This is a genomic window from Sphingobacterium mizutaii, assembly GCF_900187125.1.
GTDB classification, from domain to species: Bacteria; Bacteroidota; Bacteroidia; order Sphingobacteriales; family Sphingobacteriaceae; genus Sphingobacterium; species Sphingobacterium mizutaii.
Genome location: NZ_LT906468.1, coordinates 373,720 through 399,926, shown reverse-complemented (window position 1 = coordinate 399,926; position 26,207 = coordinate 373,720). Strand labels below are relative to the sequence as shown.

At 41.3% G+C, this 26,207-nt stretch carries 21 protein-coding genes; 6 read left to right on the top strand and 15 right to left on the bottom strand.

All coding sequences use genetic code 11. From position 1 onward, the window contains the following. Positions 1–4: 4 nt before the first annotated feature. From CKW03_RS01785 to nagA, 4 genes are all read right to left on the bottom strand, one after another. Positions 5–3,475 carry a SusC/RagA family TonB-linked outer membrane protein gene (locus CKW03_RS01785; protein WP_093101237.1) on the bottom strand — a complete coding sequence of 1,157 codons (3,471 nt, stop codon included), beginning with the start codon at positions 3,473–3,475 and terminating at the stop codon, positions 5–7. 162 nt (positions 3,476–3,637) lie between these two features. Continuing rightward, a complete protein-coding gene (locus CKW03_RS01780; protein ID WP_093101235.1) occupies positions 3,638–4,870 on the bottom strand; it encodes an exo-beta-N-acetylmuramidase NamZ family protein in 1,233 nt (410 codons plus the stop codon). Positions 4,871–5,223: 353 nt separating this feature from the next. Then, on the bottom strand, positions 5,224–6,870 hold the full coding sequence (locus tag CKW03_RS01775; RefSeq protein WP_093101233.1) for a glycoside hydrolase family 10-like protein: 1,647 nt from the start codon (positions 6,868–6,870) through the stop codon (positions 5,224–5,226). 72 nt (positions 6,871–6,942) lie between these two features. After that, positions 6,943–8,055, bottom strand: a complete 1,113-nt coding sequence (gene nagA / locus CKW03_RS01770; protein WP_093101231.1) for an N-acetylglucosamine-6-phosphate deacetylase — start codon at positions 8,053–8,055, stop codon at positions 6,943–6,945. Positions 8,056–8,188: 133 nt separating this feature from the next. Between nagA and CKW03_RS01765 the strand changes: the two genes are divergently transcribed. The 5 genes from CKW03_RS01765 (at position 8,189) to lipB (ending at position 13,775) form a co-directional block, all read left to right on the top strand. Then, positions 8,189–8,575 carry a RidA family protein gene (locus CKW03_RS01765; protein WP_093101229.1) on the top strand — a complete coding sequence of 129 codons (387 nt, stop codon included), beginning with the start codon at positions 8,189–8,191 and terminating at the stop codon, positions 8,573–8,575. 237 nt (positions 8,576–8,812) lie between these two features. Further along, positions 8,813–9,562, top strand: a complete 750-nt coding sequence (locus CKW03_RS01760; RefSeq protein ID WP_093101254.1) for an SDR family NAD(P)-dependent oxidoreductase — start codon at positions 8,813–8,815, stop codon at positions 9,560–9,562. Positions 9,563–9,674: 112 nt separating this feature from the next. Further along, positions 9,675–11,780 carry an ATP-dependent DNA helicase RecG gene (gene recG / locus CKW03_RS01755; RefSeq protein WP_093101227.1) on the top strand — a complete coding sequence of 702 codons (2,106 nt, stop codon included), beginning with the start codon at positions 9,675–9,677 and terminating at the stop codon, positions 11,778–11,780. 96 nt (positions 11,781–11,876) lie between these two features. Continuing rightward, the gene (gene hflX, locus CKW03_RS01750; RefSeq protein ID WP_095067834.1) at positions 11,877–13,067 is read left to right on the top strand and encodes a GTPase HflX; all 1,191 of its coding nucleotides are present in this window, start codon (positions 11,877–11,879) and stop codon (positions 13,065–13,067) included. Between the two features lie 9 nt (positions 13,068–13,076). Next, positions 13,077–13,775 (top strand): lipoyl(octanoyl) transferase LipB, encoded by a 699-nt coding sequence (gene lipB, locus CKW03_RS01745; RefSeq protein ID WP_093101223.1) that lies wholly within the window; start codon positions 13,077–13,079, stop codon positions 13,773–13,775. 70 nt (positions 13,776–13,845) lie between these two features. Here lipB and CKW03_RS01740 read toward each other — a convergent pair whose 3' ends face one another. The 4 genes from CKW03_RS01740 to CKW03_RS01725 form a co-directional block, all read right to left on the bottom strand. Next, complete coding sequence (locus tag CKW03_RS01740) at positions 13,846–14,673, bottom strand: MBL fold metallo-hydrolase (RefSeq protein ID WP_236736579.1); 828 nt, start codon at positions 14,671–14,673, stop codon at positions 13,846–13,848. A gap of 83 nt (positions 14,674–14,756) precedes the next feature. Then, a complete protein-coding gene (locus CKW03_RS01735; RefSeq protein WP_093101221.1) occupies positions 14,757–16,184 on the bottom strand; it encodes an L-serine ammonia-lyase in 1,428 nt (475 codons plus the stop codon). Positions 16,185–16,280: 96 nt separating this feature from the next. Next, the gene (locus CKW03_RS01730) at positions 16,281–17,987 is read right to left on the bottom strand and encodes a glycoside hydrolase family 3 protein (RefSeq protein WP_093101219.1); all 1,707 of its coding nucleotides are present in this window, start codon (positions 17,985–17,987) and stop codon (positions 16,281–16,283) included. Positions 17,988–18,077: 90 nt separating this feature from the next. After that, positions 18,078–18,617, bottom strand: a complete 540-nt coding sequence (locus tag CKW03_RS01725) for a TetR/AcrR family transcriptional regulator (RefSeq protein WP_093101217.1) — start codon at positions 18,615–18,617, stop codon at positions 18,078–18,080. A gap of 250 nt (positions 18,618–18,867) precedes the next feature. On the opposite strand from CKW03_RS01725, the gene CKW03_RS01720 reads away from it, so the two are divergent. Further along, entirely contained in the window at positions 18,868–21,600 is a 2,733-nt protein-coding gene (locus tag CKW03_RS01720) for a TonB-dependent receptor (protein WP_093101215.1), read from the top strand. On the opposite strand, the gene CKW03_RS01715 is transcribed toward CKW03_RS01720, so the two are convergent. The 7 genes from CKW03_RS01715 to CKW03_RS01685 form a co-directional block, all read right to left on the bottom strand. Then, positions 21,597–22,391 (bottom strand): M48 family metallopeptidase, encoded by a 795-nt coding sequence (locus CKW03_RS01715; RefSeq protein WP_093101213.1) that lies wholly within the window; start codon positions 22,389–22,391, stop codon positions 21,597–21,599. The two genes, CKW03_RS01720 and CKW03_RS01715, sit on opposite strands and share 4 nt — an antisense overlap. Next, positions 22,388–22,831 (bottom strand): magnetosome magnetite crystal formation protein family, encoded by a 444-nt coding sequence (locus CKW03_RS01710; RefSeq protein WP_093101211.1) that lies wholly within the window; start codon positions 22,829–22,831, stop codon positions 22,388–22,390. Before CKW03_RS01710 ends, CKW03_RS01715 begins: the two co-directional genes overlap by 4 nt. Further along, on the bottom strand, positions 22,807–23,214 hold the full coding sequence (locus CKW03_RS01705; RefSeq protein WP_093101209.1) for a DUF2752 domain-containing protein: 408 nt from the start codon (positions 23,212–23,214) through the stop codon (positions 22,807–22,809). The genes CKW03_RS01710 and CKW03_RS01705 overlap by 25 nt, the downstream gene beginning before the upstream one ends. 4 nt (positions 23,215–23,218) lie before the next feature. Continuing rightward, positions 23,219–23,530, bottom strand: coding sequence for a TM2 domain-containing protein (locus tag CKW03_RS01700; protein ID WP_236736578.1), 312 nt, complete (start codon positions 23,528–23,530; stop codon positions 23,219–23,221). Positions 23,531–23,645: 115 nt separating this feature from the next. Continuing rightward, positions 23,646–24,617 carry an oxygen-dependent tRNA uridine(34) hydroxylase TrhO gene (gene trhO, locus CKW03_RS01695; RefSeq protein ID WP_093101205.1) on the bottom strand — a complete coding sequence of 324 codons (972 nt, stop codon included), beginning with the start codon at positions 24,615–24,617 and terminating at the stop codon, positions 23,646–23,648. Positions 24,618–24,706: 89 nt separating this feature from the next. After that, entirely contained in the window at positions 24,707–24,943 is a 237-nt protein-coding gene (locus CKW03_RS01690; RefSeq protein WP_093101203.1) for a DUF3820 family protein, read from the bottom strand. Further along, positions 24,924–25,676 carry a glycosyltransferase family 2 protein gene (locus tag CKW03_RS01685; protein WP_093101201.1) on the bottom strand — a complete coding sequence of 251 codons (753 nt, stop codon included), beginning with the start codon at positions 25,674–25,676 and terminating at the stop codon, positions 24,924–24,926. The genes CKW03_RS01690 and CKW03_RS01685 overlap by 20 nt, the downstream gene beginning before the upstream one ends. Between the last annotated feature and the right edge of the window lie 531 nt (positions 25,677–26,207).

Sequence of the window (26,207 nt, the reverse complement as noted above, 5' to 3'; positions counted from 1 at the left end):
AGGATTAGAAGTTTAACTGTACACCGAATGAAGCAGATTTGAATGATGGAGTACCAACCCCAGTTCTACCTGTGTTATAGTTACTTTCATTAAACATGGAGAATCCAGAAACTACCTCTGGGTCGATTGGCAAGCCATTCAGTTTATCCCATGTAAAGAAGTTTTCTAAAGCTACATATACACGTACATTGCTCAATTTAGCTGGAGCGATAAAGCTCTTAGGCAAAACATATCCAAATGTGATGTTCTTGATTCTAGTGTAAGATAGATCCAATAAGTATTTAGACTGAACCTGCATGTTGTTGGCATCATTGCTACCCGCATTATTGAACGCAGCTGGATAGAAAGCACCTGTGTTGTCTGGTGTCCAGTAATCATCTACGATTGCTGCTGGCATAGCACCATCCGCGGTATTATAACCAGCGATTGCCAATGCACCATTACCCCACATTGCACGTTGTCCTGTTCCTTGGAAGAAGATAGAGAAATCGAATCCTTTATAATCAGCGCCTAATCGTAAACCATAGTTATAACGTGGGGTTGTGTTACCAATGATTTTTCTATCACCTGGATTATCCACTGTACCATCACCGTTATCGATTTCACCATCACCGTTCAAATCCTTGAATTTCACATCACCAGGACCGAAGTTGAAGGTATTGGTATTTTCTAAACGTGGTTGGTAAACTCCATTAGGATCTTTTAATTGGTTAGCTTTTCCATCACCATTTGCATAGTATTTGGTCATGTCTTCGGTCAAATTGATCAACTTAGGTTTTCCATCAGCCCCTAGCACGAAGTCATCCATTTGGTAAAGCCTGTCAGTTTCATAACCCCAGATATCTCCATAAGCTGCGCCATCATAGTAAGAACCTGTGGTTCTTTGGCTAGTCACATTATAGAATCTCGAGATCGCATCGTCAAAGTTTGCACGAACATTGATACCTAGACCATTATTGAAACGGTGGTTATAGTCTACTGCTACTTCATAACCTTTTGTTTTTAAGGTACCGAAGTTTCCAAGAGGTGCAGCACCACCAGTAGTCCAAGTAGTACCTTGCAATCCTACGAACATATTGTTAGTGTTACGCACGTAATAGTCGAATACCAAACCTAGTTTGTTGTTTAAGAAACGAGCATCAACACCAAAGTCAATAGTTTCTAGATCTTCCCAAGAGATATCTCTTAAGCTGAATGTAGGCGTTGGTACTCCATAGTATTTATTCTGACCACCGATCCACAAAGTCTCGTAAGGGAACATGTTTGGTGTATACAAACTTGCTGGAACGGCTTGGTTACCGATTACCCCGTATGAACCTCTAAATTTCAAGTGAGACAATGCAGGTTTAGCCCATTGCATGAAGTTTTCTTCTGAAGCCACCCATCCAGCAGATGCTGATGTAAACCATCTCCAGATCAAATCATCCACGAATTTTGAAGATCCATCATAACGTGCATTTGCTTCCAAAAGGTATTTGTTTTTGAAGGCATAGTTCACACGACCAAAGAAACCTACCTGACTGGTCCAATAAGTACCACCAGAACCTGTTACTGTACCTGAAGCAAGATCGAATTGCGGATTGCTCAAGTCAAGTAGGTTAGTTTTTTGAGTCCAGTTGTATTTACCATAATCAGACACCAAGTTAGAACCCAGCATAAATTTGAATTCATGGCCGTTCTCAAGGTTTAGATTATAAGTAGAGAATGCATTAAAAGTATGTTTATACTCATACGCTGCACGAGCATATACGTGGTCAGGGTTTGCACCTGGTGCCGTATATTCGTGAGTATTCAAGTCGTATGCTGCAATTGCTCCAGGAGAACCTGCAGGCACTACAGCTCCAGTATTATCTACATAAACCTGGTTACCATTAGCGTCTAAACGCTGAATCGGAGCGATCCAGCTATTCGCTGCTGTAAAACGAGTACCCGGTCTAAACCAATCGTAGTCTTCATTGGTAAAGTTGTAATCCACATCTAATCTCCAGTTCTTGGTCATATTGACTGTTGCACCAGCATTCAAGTTGATGTAGTTACGTTTCATTGATGCTTCGTTTGCATCTTCGTACTCCGACCAAGGGCTACGGATTTTGCTTCCGTTCTCATCCAATCCCATTGGATAAACTGATGACCAACGGTACATGTAGTACCAAGGATCGGCAGTGGTAGAGTTGGTTGCATAAGGATAAAGCTTTTGACGTTGGGCAAACATTGCTCCGGCGCGTAAAGTCAAGTAATCACTTACATCTGTTGATACCCTTACTGCTGCATTTGCTCTTTTGAATTTATCGGAGTCTCCTGCTTTCAACATACCGCTTTGAGCGATGTGTCCAAAAGTAGCGGTATATTTAGTTCTACCTACAGAACCATTTAAGGATGCATTATTCGTAATGGTTGGAGCCCATTCCCTTACCATGTAATCGTAAGGATCATAGGTTCTCAAACCAATTTTACGAGAAGTATTGGTTGGGTCAACAATCCAGTCACGTCCGAAAACAGTTGGATCATTTGGACCTAAAGTGGACCCATACTTATCATCCCATTCTTTCGCCATTTCATATCCTTCTGGAGTTACATAGTAGAAAGCACCAGAAATATTTGATCCAACACGTTCCATCGCATCTTTGGTATATTTCAACGCATTGATCCTACCCATTTCATATTGTTTGAAAGGGTTTTGGAACGAGAAGTTATTGGAATAGGAAATATCGATTTTTTCACCTTTAGCACCGGTTTTGGTGGTAATCAAGATAACACCGAATGCAGCTTTAGCACCGTAGATCGATGATGAAGCGGCATCTTTCAATACCGTAATGGATTCGATATCGTCAGGGTTCACATATTGGATACTTGGGATCTCCACGTTATCCAATAAGATCAAAGGATCTCCTGAAGCCTGCAAGGAAGCAACTGCACCACGGATTTTGATACGTGGATCAGAACCTACCTCACCCGATGGAACCGTCACGGTCAAACCAGGGGTTACCCCTTGAATACCACGACCCACATCTGCGATCGGACGACCTTCCAAGTTATCTTTTACACTGATTGTAGAAACGGCACCAGTTAAGTTACCTTTCTTTTGAGTACCATAACCCACGACAACAACCTCATCCAACAGGTCGCTGGAAGATTGAAGCGTTACGTTCATGGTATTTCCAGCTACGGTAACTTCTTTGGATTCATATCCCACATAGGAGAATCTTAAAGTCGAACCTACAGCGGCCGAAATTGAGAATTTACCTGATTCATCTGTAGAGGCTTTCACGGAGGAGCCTACTACCGAAACAGTAACACCAGCTAGGGGACCATCCGGACCACTTACCGTACCTGTTACGGTATTTTGCAGCACCGATGAAGCATTTGTCCAGCTAGCATGGTTTCCAAGTGCAACAATACCTTTGTTTGCCTCAAAAGACGCATAAGTCGGCATTGTTAAACCCAGAGCGAGAGAAAAGAGTATAAGTCTTCGCATTGCTTTAAGATTAATAATTTATAATTTTTGTTATCATAATTCGGCTTATTCCCATCTAACTGAAACAACCGAGTTTGTTTGCGTGATAAAATGTTTTCCAAGCATCAAATGTCCCATTATGCGAATAGGCTCAATTAAATTGAGCCCTCACATGCTTGTTTTTCATTTGAAGTCTGGGTAGATCAAATATTTTGTTCTCATTTTCTTGTATTCATCCAATTCAGGTTTCCAGCTGGCACGGATTTCATCTTCTGTCTTTCCAGCAATGATTTGCTTTCTAAGTTCATCCGTTCCGGCTAGCTTGTCGAAGAATTCTGCTCGCACAAAAAACTTAGACTTGTCTGGCATTTTATTATAGAAATCGAGTATGTATTTTAATGTGAATTTCTGTTTGTCGGCATCTAGACCTCTTAAGTCTAGACCGTAATTGGTTGCGCCTTTTCCTTCTACGTGTTTAGCCATACCTGCTTTTTCACCTGGAGTAAAAGTAAAATCTCCATAAACAGGATCAGTAAACCCAACCACTTGGAAAGGCCAGTCTGTACCACGTCCAACTGAAATATCAGTTCCTTCAAATAGACATAATGAAGAATAAAGGCGTACGGATAAATGGTTTGGTAAACTTGGTGATGGAATAACAGGAAGGTCGTACATGCTATCATGCGTATAGCCTAGAACCGGGATAACGGTTAACTTGCATTGACGTCCTTCTTCCAACCACTTCTCACCATTGATCATCTTTGCCAGCTCTCCAACGGTCAAGCCGTGGACCATGGCAATTTTATGATAAGAAACGTTGGATTTGAATTTATCGTCCTTACGAACAGGACCATCAACCTGGTCTCCACAAGGATTAGGTCTATCTAGTACGATCAGTTCTTTGTTGTGTTTAGCGCAAAGCTCCATAACTCGGTGCAAAGAAGTGATGTAAGTATAGAACCGAGCACCCACATCTTGCAGATCGAAAATCATGACATCAACCGACTGTACGATTGAATCCTGCTTTTCATTTCCACCATATAGGGTAAATAAGGGAAGACCCGTTTTAGCATCAACATCATTGCTGACCTTCTCACCTCTTTCGATATCACCACGGAATCCATGTTCAGGAGCGAATCCAAATTTAAGGTCTACTTTCTCCCTTAACAGTACATCCACCAAATGTTCCTTTTGCGGACCTACAACAGAGGTCTGGTTACCCATCAAACCGACTTTCTTTCCCTTCAACAAAGGCAAATAAGTAGTAAGCTGATCGGCAGCAGGTACAATGGTTTCTTGTTTTACAGTTTCAACGACAGGCTGTGAGGCATTTGAAGAGCTATTCTTCTTAGTTGAATCACAAGCACTTGTCAATAATAAACCAAGAACGGCAGAATATAAGAGTATGTTTCCCATTAATTAAGATTCGGTAAATTAGTTTCGCAATAAAAACTGGATAAAATTAAGACAAATACCGCACAATAAAGCAAAGGAAACTGCAAAATCTGTCATATTCCGCAAAATAAAACGCAAAACACGCACGAATCAGAAATTAGAGGTGTAAAAATCTACATGAATAATAGAATAGAATCCTTGAAATTTAACTGATTAAAGCATTTAGCTCCGCAACCGATTGCATGAGGAAGTGTAAATACTACACATATAAGTAACATTTACGTGACACTATCGTTACAGTAAATATTTGTAAAATAAAAAAGCAGGAAAGAACATACTTTCCTGCTTTTTTATAAATTATTTTTGTTTAAATACTATTCTATAGCTTCACCAGCATAGTCGCCTTCGTTTCCTAAACGGTCAATTGGCTTTACAGCAACAGCATTTAATTTATGTCCATCCTTGCTCTTAGGCAAGCTCAATTCGGATTGTGGACCATCCAAGATCTGAATGTCCCAAGTATCTCCATAACGCGCATAAGTAACCCATTTAAATACTTGTTCTGGCTGTTTGTGGAGCCATTTCACAAATACACTGCTCGGTTGATTGGTCAACAACAGGGTTGGCTTCAAGATTGGATTAGCAGACAACCATGGGGATGCCGGAACTAAAGCTTTCTGCGAATATGGACCATCATGCAATGCTTTTAATAACATAGGGTTTTTGGTCAATCCCGCAATACTCCAATGCACTGCACCTACGCTATTCGGAATAACTTCGCGAGTAACCGCAATTTGGCGTTTGATTTCATCTGCTCTATTGGCAGCTCTAACTTCAACTGTATTCAAGCCAGGCCATAAGTGGCGGTTATGCTTGTTTTCAGATTGCCACCATTTCAATAAGCTGGTAAAGCTCTGTCTCGGTGGATGGATAGGCCAATATAATTGAGGTGTGAAATAATCGATCCAACCTTCATTTAGCCATAATTTTGCATCTGCATATAATTCATCATATTGGGAAGAACCAGTAACCCCAGAAGGATAACCTGGTTTCCAGATACCAAAAGGACTCAAACCAAACTTAACGGAAGGTTTTTCTTTTTTGATCTCCGTATAGATGCGTTTAATGAATTTATTGACATTATCTCTTCTCCAATCTGGGCGGGTCAGGTTGCCACCATTCTTTTTATAGGCAAACCAAGTTTTGTCATCAGGAAAGTCTGCTCCACCATTATAAGTTGCATAAGGATAGAAATAATCATCGAAGTGAACTCCATCGATATCATAACGTTTCACAATATCCATGACCACCGAAGCGGCATGGTTTTGCGTTTCTTGACTCGCTGGATCAAACCAGTACATTCCGTTCCTAAGCCTAACTACATTCTCTGGTGACTTGCGGACTAGGGATTCGCTGGTCACCTGGCCTCCATTGCTATGGTGCGCGCGGTAAGGATTTAACCAAACATGCAGTTCCAATCCTCTTTTATGGGCTTCCTCAACCCAGAATTCTAAAGGATCGTAATAAGGACTTGGTGCTTTTCCGATGGTCCCGGTCAAGAAATATGACCAAGGCTCTAAACTGGATTTATACAAGGCATCAGCAGAAGGTCTTACTTGGAAGATAACCGCATTGAAATTGTTGTTTTTCAACATATCCAATAGGTTGATAGCCTCTTGCTTTTGTTGTTCTGTCGATAGATTGTTTTTACTAGGCCAGTTGATATTGGCTACTGTTGCTACCCATGCTGCCCTAAATTCACGTGGCACATTAGGTAAGTTTGCTTTGAATACCGGTTTTTCTACAGGTTTCTTTTCTGCCACTTTCTCTCCTACAGGTTTTTTGGCCACCGGTTTCTCAACGGGTTTTTCATCAGTTTTTGGAGCTTCTGTTGGAATCTCCTGGGTAACCGTAGCGGTTGGCTGCTGCAACACTTTTCCTTGCCTTCTCTTCGACCCACAGGATAATACCACCACCGTCATCAGCACAAAAAGACAAAGACTTAAGATTTTTCTCATCATAAATTCATTCTTAACCCACAAAATTAAGACTTTTATGGGCTATCCTACTAATTGTAACTTATTCTTTATATGTTAAATAATTCTTTTTCCTTGAAAAACAACTTGTTGCACTTGGAAATCTTGGTCAAAAACCAGGACATTGGCGATAGATCCTGAGTTCAGATTACCTAGATCATGGCGTCCAAAAAGTCGTGCAGGGTATAATGTAGCCATTCGCAGGCTTTCTTCTAGACTTATGCCAACCTTTTCGACACAGTTCTCTACGGCCTTCAGCATCGTCAAGGCAGATCCGGAAAGAGTGCCATCCGGCATGGTATAATGATCCTCATTGAAAACATGCTGATATATCCCTTTGTCACATTTTGCTACGGCATCTGTAATCAGGAACAAGCGTTCTCCCATTAATTCTTTGGATATCTTGACGGTTTCAAAATCGGAGTGAATCCCATCCACGATAATCGAAGCGCAAACCGCATCATGATTGAAAGCTGCGCCCGGCAAGCCAACATCACGATGATGGAGCGGTGACATGGCATTCCAAAGATGGGTCACGGCAGGAACTCCATGGTCAAAAGCATGGGTTGCTTCCTTATAAGTGGCTGCACTATGGCCGGCTGTTACCAACACACCTTTTTCATTTAGGTAGTCAATACATTCTTGCTCGGTAAGCTCAGGAGCTATGGTCATCATTTTAACCACATCCTCTTTGCCTTCAACAACTGACCCTAACAATTCTAAACTAGCTTTTTGAATCAGTTCCGCAGGATGCGCACCTCTTTTGGCTGCATTTAGGAATGGCCCTTCCAAGTGAAGCCCTAAAGCAACTTTGGGTTTAGCTTCTTCAAAAACTTCAATGGCTTGATTAAACAGCTCTAAGGTATTGGTCGCCAAAGTGAGCACAAAAGAAGTACAGCCTTGTTTTAATAGATTCTGTTCTATGCGATGGATGGAATCCACGGTCAATTCAGCAGAAAACAAGTCTTCACCTGTTCCATAAATCTGCAAATCAATCAATCCGGGACTTATATTGGCTCCTTTCACGTCCATTAATTCGAAACCCTCTGGGACATCGGCTTCTGGGACAATACCAGCGATTAGGTCTGAATCTATTAAGAGAGCATGTTGTTCATATATTTCATATTCGGTAAAAATCCTACCGTTTACTAGTGCGAGTTTATGTTTCATCCTGCAAGTTACTTATTGTTCGCTTTTGTTGAAAATCCAAGTGCCTAATCGTATATTAGACCAGCGAAATGAGATTTCTGTCCTATATCAGAACCTCATTTTTTAAGAATTATTATCAAAGAACAATAAAATCATGGCACAAAAAGAAATTCTGAATACAGATAAGGCTCCAGCAGCCATCGGTCCATACAACCAAGCAATAAAAGCAGATAAAACCCTTTATGTTTCGGGTCAGATTCCATTGATCCCAGAAAGCATGGAATTAATCACGACTGGTGTAGCTGACGAAGCTCATCAAGTATTGAAAAATGTAGGCGCAATCTTGAAAAACGCTGGTTATGACTATTCAGATGTTGTAAAGACTTCTATCTTTTTAAGCAGCATGGACTATTTTGCAACTGTAAATGAGGTCTACGCCGAATATTTCAAAGAAAACCAACCAGCAAGGGAATGTGTTGCGGTAAAGACCTTACCTAAAGAGGTAAATGTGGAGATCTCCGTAATTGCCTGGAAAGGATAAAGAATAGTAGAAAAACTATTAATAAAGGAATGCCAACAATATTAATTGTTGGCATTTTTTGTGGATTCCTATTGCTAATTATCAAAATTTCCCCTTACCGAAAAACAGTATGCCATTTCAACTGTTACTCACCCATATCTATATTACAGAAAAACAGCCATTTATTTTAAGAAGGTAACCTAGGTCACTTTTTTAATGAAAGAAGCTTATGATATTTATTCACGAAAAAACACTACTATGAGATTAAAAGGCAAAGTCGCCATTATTACCGGTGCAGCATCGGGGATGGGTGAATCCATGACCTATTTGTTTGCAAACGAAGGCGCAAAAGTAATAGCAACCGATATACAGATTGATAAATTGAATGCCATCGTGGAGAAATTGCAGTCCGAAGGCTTTGATGCCGTCGCTGTAAAACATGATGTTTCAAATAGAGAGGCTTGGTTTAATGATGTCATCCCTGCGGCATTGAATAATTTTGGAAAGGTAGACGTTCTGATCAATAATGCGGGAATTTCAGTCCCTACTCCATTTGAAGAGCAGGATGAGTCGCTTTGGAAAAAGACTTACGACATCAACATCAACAGTGTGATGTTGGGGATGCAAGCGGTTCTTCCCCACATGAAGGAAAACGGAGGTAGTATCGTGAATATTTCTTCGATTGCAGCCTTGACCGGAATGTCTGGACCTGGCTCTTACACCGCATCTAAGGGTGGTGTATCTGCAATTACACGTGCAGCAGCTGTAGATTTCGGCAAGATGAAAATCCGCGTGAATGCAATCAACCCCGGCTATATTATGACCCCGATGGCTGAAGCTCACCTAAATAACCCGAAGCACAAGCCTTATTTTATGTCCATCATCCCGATGAAGGACTATGGAAAAGCAGAGGACATTGCCTTGGCGGCTTTATTTCTAGCTTCTGAAGATGCCCGCTATATTACAGGGGTAAATTTGGCAGTGGATGGCGGAACCACCATCATTTAACCCTAAATCTATCTATATAAAACAGTGAAAAGCTCCTCGATTCTGGGGAGCTTTTGTTGTTATCAGAGCCTGAGTTGAAAGTTTTTATTATTTTAGTGGGATTAACTATCCCATGGCAGATTTATCGTTAATAACTCCCATAGAATATCTCAAAGGCGTAGGTCCGCAGAAAGCGGATGTCCTCAAGAAAGAGCTCCAGATCTTTACGATTGGAGACCTTTTGCAGGATTATCCTTTTCGGTATATCGACCGCACGAAATTCCATAAGATCCGAGAGCTGCACCCAGACATGGTGGGCGCTCAGGTATTGGGCAGGTTGATGAGTCTCCAAGAGGTTGGCGAAAAACGGGCTAAACGCCTGGTTGGTCAATTCAAGGATGATACCGGGATGATGGAATTGGTATGGTTCCAAAGCATCGCATGGTTAAGAAAAGGACTTAAGGTCGGCGCCGCTTATATTATCTACGGGAAACCAACGGAATTTAATGGAGCAATTTCCATTACCCATCCCGAGATGGAACTCTACCAGCAACAGGGTAAAAAGGTCGGAAACATGACCATGCAGCCAGTCTATTCTTCCACGGAAAAACTAAAGAAATTCAATCTGGATTCCAAAGGCATCCAAAAGCTTCAACAAACAGCCTTAGAAACTACTTTAAGGACGGTTGCTGAGACTTTACCTCCTTATATCCTTGATAAATACAAACTCTTACCACTTCAACAAGCCTTGCTGAGCATTCATTTCCCTCAAAACGAGCAGTTGATGAAGGCCGCTATAAACAGATTGAAGTTTGAGGAGCTTTTCTTTATTCAACTCCGTTTATTGAAAAACAAGCAGCTGAATACCCAACGTTATAAAGGCCATCAATTCAACAAGGTTGGAGACAAGTTCAACACCTTTTTCAATGAAAGGCTGCCATTCCCACTTACAAATGCCCAAAAAAGGGTGGTTAAGGAAATCCGCATCGACTGTAATACGGGTGCTCAAATGAACCGATTGGTGCAAGGTGATGTGGGTTCTGGAAAGACGGTGGTGGCCTTAATGAGCATGCTCTTGGCTATCGATAATGGCTACCAAGCCTGTATGATGGCTCCCACAGAGATCCTTGCTACTCAACATTACAATGGTTTAAGGGAATTATTGGGCGATGATATCTGCACGGTTAAGCTTTTGACAGGCTCAACACCCGCAAAGGCTAGAAGGATCATTCACAAAGAATTGGAGGATGGCACGCTGGATATCCTGATCGGTACACATGCCTTGATTGAAGACAAGGTGAAATTCAAGAATATTGGTTTTGTAGTAATCGATGAACAACATCGTTTTGGAGTGGAACAAAGAGCCAAACTATGGCGTAAAAACCTCATTCCTCCACATATGTTGGTGATGACCGCAACGCCAATCCCTAGGACTTTGGCGATGACCATGTATGGTGATCTCGATATCTCCATTATTGATGAATTACCAGCCGGAAGGAAACCTATCAAGACGGTTCACTTTTTCGAAAACCAACGCTTACGTGTTTTTGGATTCATGCGTGAAGAAATCACAAAGGGTCGGCAAGTCTATATCGTCTATCCTTTAATCAAGGAAAGCGAAAAGATGGACTTGCTATATCTAGAAGCTGGATTAGAAGGTTTGATGCGAGAGTTTCCACTACCCGATTTTAGAATCAGTATTGTTCACGGAAAGATGCCTGTGAAAGATAAAGACTTTGAGATGCAGCGATTCATCAAAGGGGAAACCCAGATAATGGTTGCTACGACGGTGATTGAGGTAGGGGTAAATGTGCCGAATGCATCCGTGATGGTCATTGAAAACTCCGAACGCTTTGGTCTTTCCCAGTTACACCAATTAAGAGGTCGAGTGGGTCGAGGAGCAGAGCAATCTTTCTGTATCCTTATGTCCAGCAACAAATTGAGTAAGGAAGGCAGAACCCGATTGGAAACCATGGTGCGAACAAATGACGGTTTTGAAATCGCAGAGGTGGACCTTCAACTCCGTGGCCCTGGTGATCTTTCAGGCACCCAGCAATCCGGAGTGTTGGAAATGAGAATCGCCGATCTTGCTAAAGATCAAGCCATCCTTTCCGAGGCAAGGCAATTGGTGATCCAGATCTTCAATGAGGATCCAAACCTGCAGGAAGAACGCAATCAACTCTTAGCCCAGTATTTAAGCAGAAGCTCCCCTGCTATTTCTTGGGACAAAATCTCGTAAAAACCGTAACTTTGTAAACTTGTTTCTACTTAAACAAGGTTTAAACAAGCTAGAACCATTTCATTGGCGAGCTTGTTCACTATTTAAAAACAATAAATGGCAAGATTTAAGATATATGACACGGCAGTAAAGCCAGAAACAGCAGTATTGGTGAGTGTAATCACTCCCGATGTTTCGGACGAGACCGCCAAAGAATATTTAGAAGAATTAGAATTTTTAGTGACTACCGCAGGTGGAGTAACCAAAGGTATATTCACCCAAAAGTTAGCTTTTCCAGACCGTGCAACCTTTGTAGGATCAGGTAAGCTGGATGAAATCAAAGAATTTATCCAAGCGGAAGAAATTGACATCGTGGTGTTTGATGATGAACTTTCTCCTTCCCAATTGAGGAACATCGAGAAATATTTCGGCATCAAAGTGCTTGACCGCTCCAACCTGATCTTGGATATCTTCGCTAAACATGCGAAAACCGCTCAGGCAAAGACCCAAGTCGAGCTTGCCCAACTGCAATACCTATTGCCCAGATTGACAAGAATGTGGACCCACTTGGAGCGTCAGCGTGGTGGTATTGGTATGCGTGGTCCGGGTGAAAGCCAGATTGAGAGTGATAGACGGATGATCTTGAATAAAATCTCTCTGTTGAAGGATAGGTTAAAAGTCATCGACAAACAAAACGAGACCCAACGCAAGAACAGAGGCGAGATGATCCGCGTGGCATTGGTCGGCTATACCAACGTTGGTAAGTCCACCATCATGAACATGGTCTCAAAATCTGATGTATTGATCGAGAACAAACTCTTCGCTACGTTGGACACAACGGTTAGAAAGGTCGTAATCGACAACCTTCCGTTCTTATTGTCAGATACCGTTGGATTTATCCGCAAGCTTCCTCACCATTTGGTGGAATGTTTCAAATCTACCTTAGATGAGGTCAGAGAAGCTGATGTATTGATCCATGTCGTTGATATCTCCCACCCTTATTTCGAGGATCATATCCGAGCGGTAAATGAAACCTTAAAAGATATCGGTGCAGTTGACAAACCAATCATCACCGTATTCAACAAGATCGATGCCTATAAACCTCCAGTTGAACTGGATGAAGATGGTGAAGAGATCAAAGTTACCTTGGATGATTTCAGAAACTCTTGGATGGCAAAAAATGCCGATCCAGCGATCTTTATCTCTGCAACCAACAAAACCAACGTAGAGGAATTCAAGGAAAAACTATATGATATCATTGTGAAAATGCACAACGCCAGATATCCATATAACAACCTGTTGTATTAGTAGAATAAAATGCAAAACAAAGAAGTAAAGTTTATTGATTGGGGATTATTGGATTATCAAGATGCCTGGGACAAACAAGAAGAGATTTTTGCAAAGACCCTCGCCATCAAACACGATAACCGAGTAAATAACACACAGGATCCAACACCAAACTTTTTGATATTTACCGAACATCCTCATGTCTATACCCTTGGTAAAAGTGGACATTTAGAATACCTGTTGCTGGATGAAGAAGGATTAAAAGAAAAAGAAGCCACCTTTTATAAGATCAATAGAGGTGGCGACATCACCTACCATGGCCCCGGACAGATTGTAGGCTATCCGATCTTAGATTTGGATAACTTTTTTACAGACATCCATCTTTACCTTAGAACGCTTGAAGAAGCCATTATCCTGACACTTGCTGACTACGGAATCGAAGCCGGCAGATACCCAGGATACACGGGCGTTTGGCTAGATCCTGACAATGAAAAAGCAAGGAAGATCTGCGCTATGGGCGTTAGAGCTTCTCGTTGGGTCACTATGCACGGTTTCGCCTTTAATGTCAATGCTGACCTAGCCTATTTTGGCAATATCGTCCCTTGTGGAATTGATGACAAAGATGTCACCTCCATGGAAAGTGAACTGGGCCATAAAGTGGATGTAGAAGAAGTGAAAGCCAAACTCAGAAGCCATCTGGCGGAGCTATTTAAAATGGAACTGCAATAAAAATATGCAATACAAAAAGGGAGCTGTTATGATCATAACAGCTCCCTTTTTGAATAACTTACTCTTGGAATTATCCCGTAATGATCTGGATCGATTGATAGGAGAATTCTTCCACGTATATTTCAGTTTGAACCGGTTTACTGATCTCAAACAACGGAGTCGACTCCGTCCGCTTAGCTACCGACATCTTAAATTCTTGGCAATGTGGCTGAAAGACCTGCTCAACCATTTCAACCGAATTGTTCTCACCAGAAAGGTGACCCAATATCAAATGTTTCAAGCGGTCGGACTTATTCTCAATAAAAGCCTCTAATGATATCTTATTCGACAAGTGACCCCAACCTCCTTTAATTCTGTTTTTCAGATGATAAGGATACCTTCCGGTCAACAACATTTCCTCATCGTAATTTGCCTCCAAAAACAGAATATCCGCAATACGGATTGCCTTCTTCACATTATCGCATATCCTTCCCAAATCCGTAAGGACAGAGATATTCAGCTCTCCATCAGAAACCAAAAAACTACAGGGTTCTTGGGCATCATGGTATTTAGGGATACCATAAACTGAAAAATCCGCTAAATTGATAACAGAATTCGGCTTGATGAAATTGATAAGGTAATTCGGCAATTGCAATCTGGATGATACATAGGTTCCCTCCGTCAGATAAACAGGGATCTGATACCTTTTCAAGAAAACAGAGAGTCCAGAAATATGGTCGGTATGTTCATGGGTGATAAAGATGGCATTGATACTGGCAGGGTTTATCCCCAAAGATGCCATCCTTAAATGCAGGTGCTTGCTATTGATTCCGGCATCAATTAAGATGGAAGTATTGCCCTTAGCAATATAATAGCTATTTCCGTTACTTCCAGAAGCTAGTGCCGCATATCGAATCATTTTACAAAGATAGAAAAATCGAAAATAAAAGAGCCGCCCTTTTGGGCAGCTCCAATTCTATTTTGAAAATATTTCTTTTTGAATTAACACTCCGGCAAACTCAGCGGAACTTTAATCGCCAATCCACCATCTGCCGTCTCTTTATATTTCACATTCATATCCTGCGCAGTGTCCCACATGGTGCTCACTACCGCATCCAAACTCACTTTTGCCTTGTCAGGATTCGATTGAAGAGCCAATTGAGCAGCCGTAATCGCTTTGATGGCCCCCATGGTATTTCTTTCAATACATGGAATCTGCACGAGACCTCCGATTGGGTCACAAGTCAGTCCAAGGTGATGCTCCATAGCGATCTCAGCCGCCATCAAGACCTGCCTTTGCGAACCGCCCAGGCACTCGGTCAAAGCCCCTGCAGCCATAGCGGATGAAACCCCAATCTCTGCCTGACAGCCTCCCATCGCAGCAGAAATTGTTGCCCCCTTTTTGAATATAGATCCTATTTCAGAAGCAGTAGCAATAAATTGAATGATCTTATCTTCCTTATAGCAATCGTGGAACACGATGTAATATTGCAGCACCGCAGGAATCACCCCTGCTGCACCATTGGTAGGAGCAGTCACCACGCGACCAAACGAAGCATTCTCCTCATTCACCGCCAGAGCAAAGCAACTCACACAATCTAAGATATAACCGAAATCTCTACCACCTGCACGGATTGCCTCTACCCAACTGTCAAAATCCGAATATTCTCTACCCTTCAGCATCTTTTTGTTCAGTTTGGAAGCCCTTCTTTCCACATGCAATCCACCCGGCAATACCCCATCAGTATGGCAGCCCTTGTAAATACATTCTTTAATGGTTTGGAAGATCTTTAATACACCATCCCGAGTTTCCTGCTCCGAGCGCCACGAACATTCGTTTTCCAAGACCAACTCCGAAATTTTCAATCCGGTACGCATACAAGAAACCATCAGTTCTTGAGCGGTATCAATTGGAAAAGGAAGGTCGATCTCCGACAGTACGCTTTCTGTATCATTTTCCTGAACCACAAATCCACCGCCAATCGAATAATAAGTTTCAGAGATGGCTTTTCCATTGTCCAAGAAAGCCTGGAAAGTAACGGCATTCGGATGGAATGGAAGACTTTGGTCATAAAGGAAAAGCAAATCATCGGCATAAGAAAAATCAATTTCCTTTTTACCTCCCAGATCCAACTTCTTGTTGGATTTGATGCGATTGACCTTCGGCAGGACATCATTTACATCAAAGGTTACAGGGTCATCCCCACTCATGCCCAGCAGCACCGCGATATCAGTACCATGACCGATACCAGTCTTTGCCAAAGAGCCATATAAAAGGATCTTGACCTCCTGCACATGCTCTAAAGCCTCTCGTTTCTGCAACGCTTCAACGAATCGCTGCGCTGCACGCCAAGGGCCTAAAGTATGCGAACTGGATGGTCCAATCCCTATCTTAAACATATCAAATATCGAAATCTGCTCTTTTGCCATAATTCTCAATCTACATAGCAAAATTAGTCTTTCTTTTGAATAAAAAAAGCCAGTAAAATTTACTGGCTACTTTATTTTTATGTTAACAAAATTGGATTACAACCCTTTTCCGTTTTCTAAATGCTCAGAAATAGTTACTGGCAATTTACCTTCTGGTTTAATTTGTTTCAACAACACCTTAAGAACAGCTTTTTGCATGAAAAAATCATTTTGATATCCTAAAAGAACGGATGAACTACGCATCACATCCACAGAATTCATCGCGTATGGATTGGTAAACATCACTGAAATCGTTCTTCTACCCGCAATCTTATCGATAAAATCTTTTGTAGCATCGTTCAACAGCAATTCACTGCGTGGTCTACTGCGATTATCATGGATGACCAAAACAATCTGACGGTTATCTTTAGAATCCTTCATCAAATCTTTCAATTGCCCCTCTGTTTCATCGCCTTTGATAAAAAACTGATCAAAATCTGTCAACTGCAAAGCCAGACCCTTCTCAAAATCTTGAACCTGATCAATCCCCACACTTACAATCGAAGTTGATTTCTTAGGATCAAATCTCTTCAAGCCACGATCAGATTTCAACAGAGTAACCGCTGCATCTGAAATACGTTGAACCAAGCTTTGCGCAGCAGGTGTATTCAGATCCTCATAAAGTCTATTGGTATTAACTGGCTTCACTTGGTTTAATCCCAACCATAATTTTGCTGCCAATACTTTTTTCACTCTAGCATCGATATCAGCTTGAGACAGTCTACCCGATTTAATCGCTTTCTCAACCAAATCAATGGCACGACCACTGTTCGCAGATACTTCCAATAGATCATGTCCAGCTTCAATAGCCATCACATCAGCTTCCCCATTTGGGAAGAATTTCTTCACCCCACTCATGTCCATCGCATCCGTCACGGTCAGCCCTCTAAAGCCCAACTCCGTACGGATAATGTCCGTCACCACTTTCTTAGAAATAGAAGAAGGGATATTTGGCGTATTGTCCAACGCCGGAATATTCATGTGTGCAACCATCACAGAAGGAGCACCATCTTTGATCAACTGTCTAAACGGATACATTTCAAGGCTATCCAACCTTGCTCTATCAAACTTCAATTGTGGCAAATCATGGTGCGAATCCACATCAGTATCCCCATGTCCAGGGAAATGCTTCAATGAGGCCAGGATACCGCCTTGAACCATCCCGTCCATATAGGCTTTTGCCTTTTCAGTAACCTTATACTTATTGTCACCAAAAGAACGGAAGTTAATGACAGGGTTCTTAGGGTTGTTATTGATATCCACATCGGGCGCAAAGTTAAAGTGCATTCCCATCCGGTGGAAATCACGCGCCACTTGTCTACCCATTTCATATAAGAGGTTATTGTTCTGGATAGCACCCAAAGTCATCTGATAAGGATATGAAATCGTCGAATCCGGCATACGCATACCCAATCCCCATTCTCCATCAAATGTAATCAACAAAGGGACCTTGCTCACCTTTTGGTATTGGTTGAACATATTCGCGTGCCTTACCGGTCCTCCTTGGAATACCACTAATCCACCCAACTGTTCCTTCTCAATCACCTGTTTTACGGAGTCAACATATTTTTGCCCCAAGTTCGTATGGGCTCTCACCAAAAAAAGCTGACCTATGCGTTGCTTCGGTGTCAAGGTATTGAACACAGAATCAACCCAGGAATGCTTTTGATTGATAAAATCTACGAAATTGGGTTTGTTCTGAGCGAATGCTGCAGAAATAAGCATCATGGATAGCAATCCAAAACTGAAGAGTTTCTTAATCATCACAATATAGTTTACACGAAATAAGGCATTTTTACTTGTTTTTTAAAATATTTTGCACTTTTAAAAAACAACACGCAGGAACACGCAATACTAAAGGTTGTATTTTTCCTCAACCAAGGAGGCTAATTCGGATGCATTCTCGAGCTCCCCGCAGGCCTCTTTTTTCCATAACATATCAATGATCAGCAATAAGTATTGTGTTTCCAGATCCGGATTAGCATAACCCAATTCTTCAAACGCCTTATGGACGATGGGCTGAACGGGCTTAATGAAGAGTTCATGTTGAGATTTGGAGAAACTATGGTGAGAAAGTCTTTCTTGCAATTTCCAGAACAAAGGATCATCGGCCACCAATTTACTCGGGAACTGAACCATGTTCTTTAGAAAATCTTTGGCCCCCTTATAGGTCATCATCCCTTTATGGTGAAGGAGTACCTTCCTATAACCAGACTTCACGATATGTGCCAACAAAGCATCTTTGTTTCCGAAATGCTTAAAGATAAGTGCTTCAGAAACTCCAGCTTTTGCAGCAATCTCCTTCGTCGAGGTATCAAGGTATCCCTTAATTGCAAATAACTGTAAGGCAGTTTGCAGAATCTTTTCCTTCCTACTAAGTGTCGTTTCTTTCATTGATTATTAATAAGCAAATATATCCAATTTTTCTGAAAATGTCCTTGTCAACGGATTTGGCCCCTGTGTAACATCTCTAATGCGACTCGTCTTTCCGAGATTTTCAATTCTGCTGTAACCTATTGATAATCTATCTTTTTCATTTTTTCGGTTTTTACCATTGTCATAACAACAATGTATCTTTTTTGTGATTATCAGGCTGTTATCGCCTAAAAATTATATAATTGAAAAAAATCCATCAAACCTTACCATGAAATACCTGCTTACCTTATGTTTAGTTTTATTAAGCTGTGCCTGTGTATTGGCTCAAGTCAATATCGCTGGAAAGGTACAAGACAAAACAAAGGGTAGCAACTTACAGGATGCCAGCATCCAACTCCTTAACCTGAAAGACTCAACCATCCGCACCGCCAAATCCAATGAGAAAGGCGACTTTTCTATCCCAAGGGTAGCGAATGGAAACTATAAATTGACAGGTACCCTATTGGGCTTCAAAAAATTCGAGCGAAACATCGTGGTAAAACCTTCCATGGAAACCTTAATGGTCGGTTTAGAGCCCGGAGAAATCGTGATTGAAGAAATCACCATTGCTCCTCCTCCGAGTGTGGCCGTCAAAGGTGATACCATGGAGTTCAATTCACGCAATTTTGCCACTAGGGAATACGCTGATGCTGATGAAATGGTCGCTCAGGTCCCAGGAGTTACCATCGATGAAGATGGAAAAGTTACGGCACATGGCGAAGAAGTCACCAAAATCATGGTGGATGGAAAGGAATTCTTCAGTACCGACCCTAAAGTAGCACTAAAAACCCTCCCAGCTGATATTATTGACAAGCTTCAGATCATCGATGAGAAATCCGAACAGACTAAATTCTCTGGATTCGACGATGGTAAAAGGTCCAAGGTCATCAACATTGTCACCAAACCCGACAAGAAAAAAGGCTTGTTCGGAAAGTTCAATGCCGGAAAGGGAGATTCCGATAAATTCTCCATCAACTCCGGTGTCAATGCCTTCCGAGGTGATGAAAAGATTTCCATCAACGTCATGGCTAACAACATCAATGAAACGGAATTTTCAGAGCAAGGCCGAGGTGGATTCAGAAGGGGAAACAACAATACCGATCGCGGTCTATCTGACACCTATGCCGCTGCAGCCAACTATACCAATACTTTCCTCGACAAAAAGATGGAGGTAAATGGAAACTACAGGTTCCGCAACAGCAGCACCTTTACCAACACCCTATCAGATATTGAATTTACGACAGGAAGCCGCGCTAATCAGTTCCAAAACCAGCAGCAAACCGGAAACAACGGGAATATATCCCATAACCTAAGGGGGCGATTGAAATGGGATATCGACAGCATGAACCGTATCGATATCAATCCTAACCTTTCTTATACAAAAACTGATCTTGCCAATAGCTCCATCAGCAGCATGAGCAAGGACAGGACAGAACCTTTGAACAATTCCAACCGAAATTTTAACAATAATAATGAAGCCCTCAATTTTGGTGGCGGCATGACCTATATGCATCGCTTCAAAAAAGCGGGGCAAACCATTTCCCTAAGTCTTGACGGAAATAAAAGCAGCAACGAAGCATTGGGAAAAACCTTGGCATTCAACCAATACTACAAAGACGCAGTCTTGGACCGCATCGACACCAACAACCGCGAAAGCACCACCTACGGGTATGGAAATGGATACAACGGCAGGCTTTCTTACACCTACAACGTCTCCAAGATCTCCAGATTACAGGCCAACTACAGCATGCGAAATACCAGCAACTACTCCGATAGGAAAACCATGGAGTTTCTTGCTGAAACCGGTCAATATGAAGAACTGAACGATCGATTATCCAATGAATTCCGAAACGATTTTACCCATCATAGCGCTGGGCTTTCTTATTCCTACAACAAACAGGATACCTTTAGATTCCAGGCCGGAATGAACTATGAACACGGCTATCGGGTAAACAACCGAACCGTTCCCATAAACTTGCGAACCACTGCAGACTTTGGCGCCTTCCTCCCTGAATTGACCGTAGCCTACTATTTCAACAAGGAAAGACGATTGGAATTCAACTATAACGGAGCGACCAATACGCCTTCCATTGATCAATTGCAGGATTATATCGATAATTCCAACGAACTGTTCGTCAGGAATGGTAACCCTAATCTAAGCCAAGAATACACCCACAGGCTCCGCCTTCAATATCGAGACGTGAACCGCAGCAATGGCCGGAGTTTCAACAGTAGCCTCAATTTTGACTACACCAACAACAAGATCATCAACTCCACCATGACCACCGATAGTACCATCACCTTGTTTGAAGATATTATCCTCGGTGCCGGCGGACAATATATGGTTCCTGAAAACATCGATGGAGTATTCCAACTGCGAGCCAACAATAACTATGGCCTTCCATTAAAAAAACTGGGCTTCAACCTGAACTTGAACAATTACATGTATTACAACCGTAACTATGCCATCCTCAACAAAGTGTTGATGCCAAACCACAGTTATGGCTTCAGTCAGCATGTCGGCATATTCACCAATTTCAGCAAAAAGATCATTATTGGATTCAATTACAATCTCAATATGAATTTCACCAATAACCCAATGAGTGAAATAACCCATTACAGGATCACCAACCACAGGATCAGCAATTCCTTGAACCTGGAATTCTTCAAGAACATGACTTTGGGCTACAATTATTCCTTCTACCGTAATGGTGGTATAATGGGCGCAGAAGCTATCTCTACAAACTTGCTGAACGCTTCGATCGGTTATAAGATCTTGAAGAAAAGAAATGCTGAAATCTCCTTAAAGGCTTTTGATTTGTTCAACAATGCCCGAAATGTCAATCGCCGGGCTTCAGAGATTTCAATATCAAACATTACCTCAAATACCCTGACCAGGTACTTCCTTTTGAGTCTGAACTATAATTTAAGAAGTTTTGGAGGAAGGTCGGACCGAGATTAATCCTGATTGCCATATGCAGACACTAAACCTTGCAGATCCGACCAGCTCTTGGAACTAATCGGGCTCTTATAGCTTTTAGGGTCTGTCTCGATCCGGTTGATTTTTTGACCAAGGTATTTCTTACGGTCTGTAGGAATAGGGTGTGAAGAAATCCAGCTGACATCCCCATCCGAACTCAAATACACATCAAATAATTCCATGACCTTCATCAGGCTATTAGGATCAATATGAGCTTCTTCTAAATACTCCACCGCCATTTCATCGGCTTCTTTTTCAAGCTTCCTGGAAAAAGCTTGCCCAGTCAAGAAATTGGTCACCTCTCCCGTCCCAGAGCCGGAAAGCAAGAGGTCCAAACCGAAATTAGTGATCAACGAACGCATCACATGGTTCTTTTCACAATGGGCGATCTCATGCGCCAAGATGGCTGACATGTAATCCGCACTATCTAAGAAATTGATCAAGGCGGTCGTCACAATGATTTTATCATCAGGAAGCGCAAAGGCATTCACCTCTTCGCTCTCGACCAACAATAGATCGTAGTTTTTTGTAGGGATATAGTTTTCCTTTAATAAGGGAATAAATAGCGAATCTAAGGTGCTGTCGATCTGCTCATCCTCAATCACATCATACAGGTCACGAACTTGTTCCAAGACCAACTTACCCAATTTAGATTCTAAGCGGACCTGATTTTGCTGAACCTGAAATAAACTGGTCCAATTCACTTGCAACAGCAGTAAATAACAGACTGCAATACCCGCAGCTAAAATCAGAAACTTGCCTAGTATCTTCATTTTTTCAAAAGATTATCGGTGATGTCTGAAAACAGAAACCAACGTACATGAATTCCTTTCCTGGTCTTTATGGAAGTATAGATCGTGGAAACAATTTCAATCCCATTCAATAGTAAAATCAAGATGATATAGGCGATATAAGCATTGCTCACTTCTTGCTTATGGAAAATAATCGCCAAGGTCCACCAAAAACCAACAGTATTGAAAAAGAAAATGGCAAATTGGGATATGAGCGCTTGGGTACAATGCCACTTCACAAAGCGTGTAGACTTCCGATTTCCCAAATAGAAAATCACGGTTGCCAATAGATTGAATATTGGTAAGGGTAGTCCAATAAATAAAGCAAACAAAGACATCAAATAACTATTTGACGCATATTCACGTTCATCCTCAGTAATCTCCCTCGGACTAAAATCTAAAGACCCTTCGATATGTTCCATGCCCAATTTAAAATAATTAATAAAACCAGAATGGCACTGAATGCCTTATGTTGCTGAAGAAATTTCTCTGCCCGACTATATACCTTAAAATAATAATCTCGCTTAGTCAGCAGATCAAGCAACATCAATAACAAAACAGTGATGATAATGATGCTTGACACAATCCCCAAGGGATTGATCATAAAAGCATCTACGATCTTTCCGTTAAACAGTGCTGATATAGACCTTGTCGTTCCGCAGGAAGGACAAGGATAGCCAGTAACTAATTTTACTGGACATAGTGTGACGTTTGCGGCAGCATAATAATCCAGCAACAACCAGACAATCCCAAAGAAACAAACTATTCCTGTCGTAATATACAGTCTGTTCCTTGGCCCTCGCATTGAATTAGTAATTCAAAGATGTGATGAGCTTTTCGAAATTCTTGGTTTTTGTTGCTCCCATGATCAGGAACCAATCAATGATAGTCCAAATACCCAAACCTCCACAAGTCAATAATTTAGCGATCCCCAAACCAGTATCTCCAATCATAAAACGGTCGATTCCAAAGGATCCAGCCAAAATGGAAACAATCAATACAGTAGTTGGATCTTTATATTGTTGGATCTGAACATTCGTGTATTTGCTCTCATCCGACCTCGTCAATAAATCCTTGATCTCCATCAATTGATATGACTCAAAAAACTTGTTGTTTGACATTAAAAACATGTCTACTTTCTGACTATCCATTTCGCTTTTCTAATTTAGATTATAATAAAAAATCCATTTACCTATTGAAAGATAAACGGATTTTTCGAAATATTTTAATAAACTTTTAATTTTTCACCAACTTCTTGTGCTTACGCTTAGAGATTTTCTCAATGTTGACAGGTTGTGGAACTTTCACATAATATCCTGTGCCATCATACTCACGTTTCTTCGGATGCGACTTACATGCATCAGAACAGCAACCATCTAATTCCCAACCACATTCATCACATTGCGTAAAATGCTCATTGCAAATCGGGTTTGCACAATTGATCATTTTTGAAGTTATCTTTCCACAGTTTTTACATGTTGAAACAACTGTTGGGTTCACTGAGTTGACTGGAACTGTAACACGATTATCAAAAACATAGCACTCCCCTTCAAAATCCTCTCCAGCTGCTTCCTTACCATATTTTATGATCCCACCGTGCAATTGATATACATCTTCAAATCCCTCCTTCAACAAAAGAGCGGATGCTTTTTCACACTTGATACCACCTGTACAGTAAGTCAAGATTTTCTTGCCCTTTAGGTGTTCCAACTCTTTCACTTTTTCTGGAAATTCACGGAAATTCTCAATATCCAATGTAACAGCGTTTTTAAAACGACCTACATTATGCTCATAGTTTGAACGGACATCTAGGATAACCACATCCTCTTGATCCTTCATGGCCAAGAAGTCCTTAGGTTCCAAGTGCTTACCGGTTTGTTTGTTAGGATCGATCTCAGCAGGATTTCGCAAACCTGAATGCACGATCTCCTCTTTGTAACGACAATGCATCTTGATAAAAGAAAGCTCCTCTACATCATCCACCTTAAATTCGGTTTTTGCAAACCTTGGATCCGCATGTACATGCTCCATATAGGCTTTACAAGCTTCTGGAGTACCTGAAACCGTACCATTAAGACCTTCTTCAGCAACGATGATACGTCCTAATAAGCCAAGTGATTTACAAAATTCTAGATGATCTTCTGCGAACTTTTCCGCATTCTCGATAGGGCTGTAGCAATAGTACAGCAATGTTTGATATTGTGCCATATATTCATTGATACCGCTGCAAACGGCGTTTAATGTTTAAAATTATGCTGCAAAGATAAAAAAATTGGACGAGCAAAAATTGATATTCATCACTTTTTGACTAATGGCTTCAATAAATACTCCAGGCCATTGAGCTTTATTTCATAGAGGGTCTCCAACAAGATCCCGATTTTGCCCGGTGGAAATCCCTTTTGTTTGAACCAAGCCAAATAGGGCTCCGGCAAGTTCATCAAAAGATAGCCTTGGTACTTTCCAAAGGGCATCCTACTGTTTGCCAGCTCCACCAAAAGGTTGGGATTTAAAAAATTAGTCTCTTGTTTTGCCATGCTTCAATCGATGTACCACTAATCGCATCGCGATCACACCATGGTTAATGAGGTTTGGAACAAAACCATAGTATTTCTTAAAGATATCATAACGCTCCTTCAAGCTCTGCTTATGTCGCTGTTGAGACATACCACCAACTAGGTATTTTGCAACATAATCTTTTACATTGACTACCTTGTTCGCCTTTTGGGCTGCACGGATCACCCAATCGATATCTGAACTCAATTTATATTGCAGATCATAGGGCGCTGTTAAGCTCCGCTTGATATAGATCGCCTGATGACAGACGTTCATCCCATATTTAAAGGATTGCCAATCAAAATGGTCTGGTGTCTTATGGCGACGATCGCCAATGATCTCTCGATCCTCATTGATCAACTTGGTCTCTCCATAATAGATATCCGCATTGTCCTCATTACCGAAGATCTTTTCCAAGGTATTGGCAGCAAAAAGCTCATCCCCCGAATTCAAGAACAGCACATAGTCACCAGTAGCCAAAGCCAAACCCTTGTTCATGGCATCATAGATCCCATTATCCTTCTCAGATACCAAAATATTGATCGTTTCTTTATACTCGGCAATAACATCCATGGTACCATCCGTAGATTTCCCATCCACCACGATATATTCAATATTGGGGTAGGTCTGTTGGTCTACAGATGCTAGGGTAAATCCGATATCCCTGACATTATTGTAAACAATGGTAATGATTGAAACCTTAGGATAAGCCATGCTTAAGGATATTATTAATATAAGTCAACCCTGCAAAAATAGTCATTTTAACCTTAAAAACGCAGCGGAAAAGTACTCAAAAAATGCCAACGACATTTTAAATCCCATAAAGAAATGAAGGGAGAAAATGTTTATTAATGCAGAGAACCCTCAGCGAGGGTTCAATTATTTTAGCTGAAATGGTTCGCTAGCCTGGAGGTCGCGCAAAAACGATGTTCGATTAATCGAACATTGTTTTTGCATTAACCCTATTTTGTTCGATACCATAGCTAAAATAATTCTGCCCTTCTAGGGCAGTATGTCGCAAAAAAGACATCCTTTCTCTTGTCAGCCTGAGGAACGAAGGTTCTCGGAACTATGCAAACCATGATTGGAATGGCGAACAGGTCCTCAATCTTCGATTGAGAATGACAAGATCATGAGGGGCATTATCGTACAGATTCTTCACTAATCGTTCAGAATTGAAAGTGTCTCAAAGAGGAATTCAGAGCGCAGCGAACGAACTATTTTATTTCTTTAAGAAGAAAAAAA

Excerpts from the sequence above, each read along its gene's own strand:
- CKW03_RS01780 (WP_093101235.1), bottom strand. The coding sequence starts at position 4,870 with ATGGGAAACATACTCTTATATTCTGCCGTTCTTGGTTTATTATTGACA.
- CKW03_RS01765 (WP_093101229.1), top strand. The coding sequence starts at position 8,189 with ATGGCACAAAAAGAAATTCTGAATACAGATAAGGCTCCAGCAGCCATC.
- CKW03_RS01715 (WP_093101213.1), bottom strand. The coding sequence starts at position 22,391 with ATGAAGATACTAGGCAAGTTTCTGATTTTAGCTGCGGGTATTGCAGTC.
- CKW03_RS01730 (WP_093101219.1), bottom strand. The coding sequence starts at position 17,987 with ATGATTAAGAAACTCTTCAGTTTTGGATTGCTATCCATGATGCTTATT.
- recG (WP_093101227.1), top strand. The coding sequence starts at position 9,675 with ATGGCAGATTTATCGTTAATAACTCCCATAGAATATCTCAAAGGCGTA.
- CKW03_RS01710 (WP_093101211.1), bottom strand. The coding sequence starts at position 22,831 with ATGGAACATATCGAAGGGTCTTTAGATTTTAGTCCGAGGGAGATTACT.
- lipB (WP_093101223.1), top strand. The coding sequence starts at position 13,077 with ATGCAAAACAAAGAAGTAAAGTTTATTGATTGGGGATTATTGGATTAT.
- CKW03_RS01685 (WP_093101201.1), bottom strand. The coding sequence starts at position 25,676 with ATGGCTTATCCTAAGGTTTCAATCATTACCATTGTTTACAATAATGTC.
- CKW03_RS01785 (WP_093101237.1), bottom strand. The coding sequence starts at position 3,475 with ATGCGAAGACTTATACTCTTTTCTCTCGCTCTGGGTTTAACAATGCCG.
- CKW03_RS01740 (WP_236736579.1), bottom strand. The coding sequence starts at position 14,673 with ATGATTCGATATGCGGCACTAGCTTCTGGAAGTAACGGAAATAGCTAT.
- nagA (WP_093101231.1), bottom strand. The coding sequence starts at position 8,055 with ATGAAACATAAACTCGCACTAGTAAACGGTAGGATTTTTACCGAATAT.
- trhO (WP_093101205.1), bottom strand. The coding sequence starts at position 24,617 with ATGGCACAATATCAAACATTGCTGTACTATTGCTACAGCCCTATCGAG.
- CKW03_RS01760 (WP_093101254.1), top strand. The coding sequence starts at position 8,813 with ATGAGATTAAAAGGCAAAGTCGCCATTATTACCGGTGCAGCATCGGGG.
- CKW03_RS01690 (WP_093101203.1), bottom strand. The coding sequence starts at position 24,943 with ATGGCAAAACAAGAGACTAATTTTTTAAATCCCAACCTTTTGGTGGAG.
- CKW03_RS01700 (WP_236736578.1), bottom strand. The coding sequence starts at position 23,530 with ATGTCAAACAACAAGTTTTTTGAGTCATATCAATTGATGGAGATCAAG.
- CKW03_RS01705 (WP_093101209.1), bottom strand. The coding sequence starts at position 23,214 with ATGCGAGGGCCAAGGAACAGACTGTATATTACGACAGGAATAGTTTGT.
- hflX (WP_095067834.1), top strand. The coding sequence starts at position 11,877 with ATGGCAAGATTTAAGATATATGACACGGCAGTAAAGCCAGAAACAGCA.
- CKW03_RS01735 (WP_093101221.1), bottom strand. The coding sequence starts at position 16,184 with ATGGCAAAAGAGCAGATTTCGATATTTGATATGTTTAAGATAGGGATT.
- CKW03_RS01775 (WP_093101233.1), bottom strand. The coding sequence starts at position 6,870 with ATGATGAGAAAAATCTTAAGTCTTTGTCTTTTTGTGCTGATGACGGTG.
- CKW03_RS01720 (WP_093101215.1), top strand. The coding sequence starts at position 18,868 with ATGAAATACCTGCTTACCTTATGTTTAGTTTTATTAAGCTGTGCCTGT.
- CKW03_RS01725 (WP_093101217.1), bottom strand. The coding sequence starts at position 18,617 with ATGAAAGAAACGACACTTAGTAGGAAGGAAAAGATTCTGCAAACTGCC.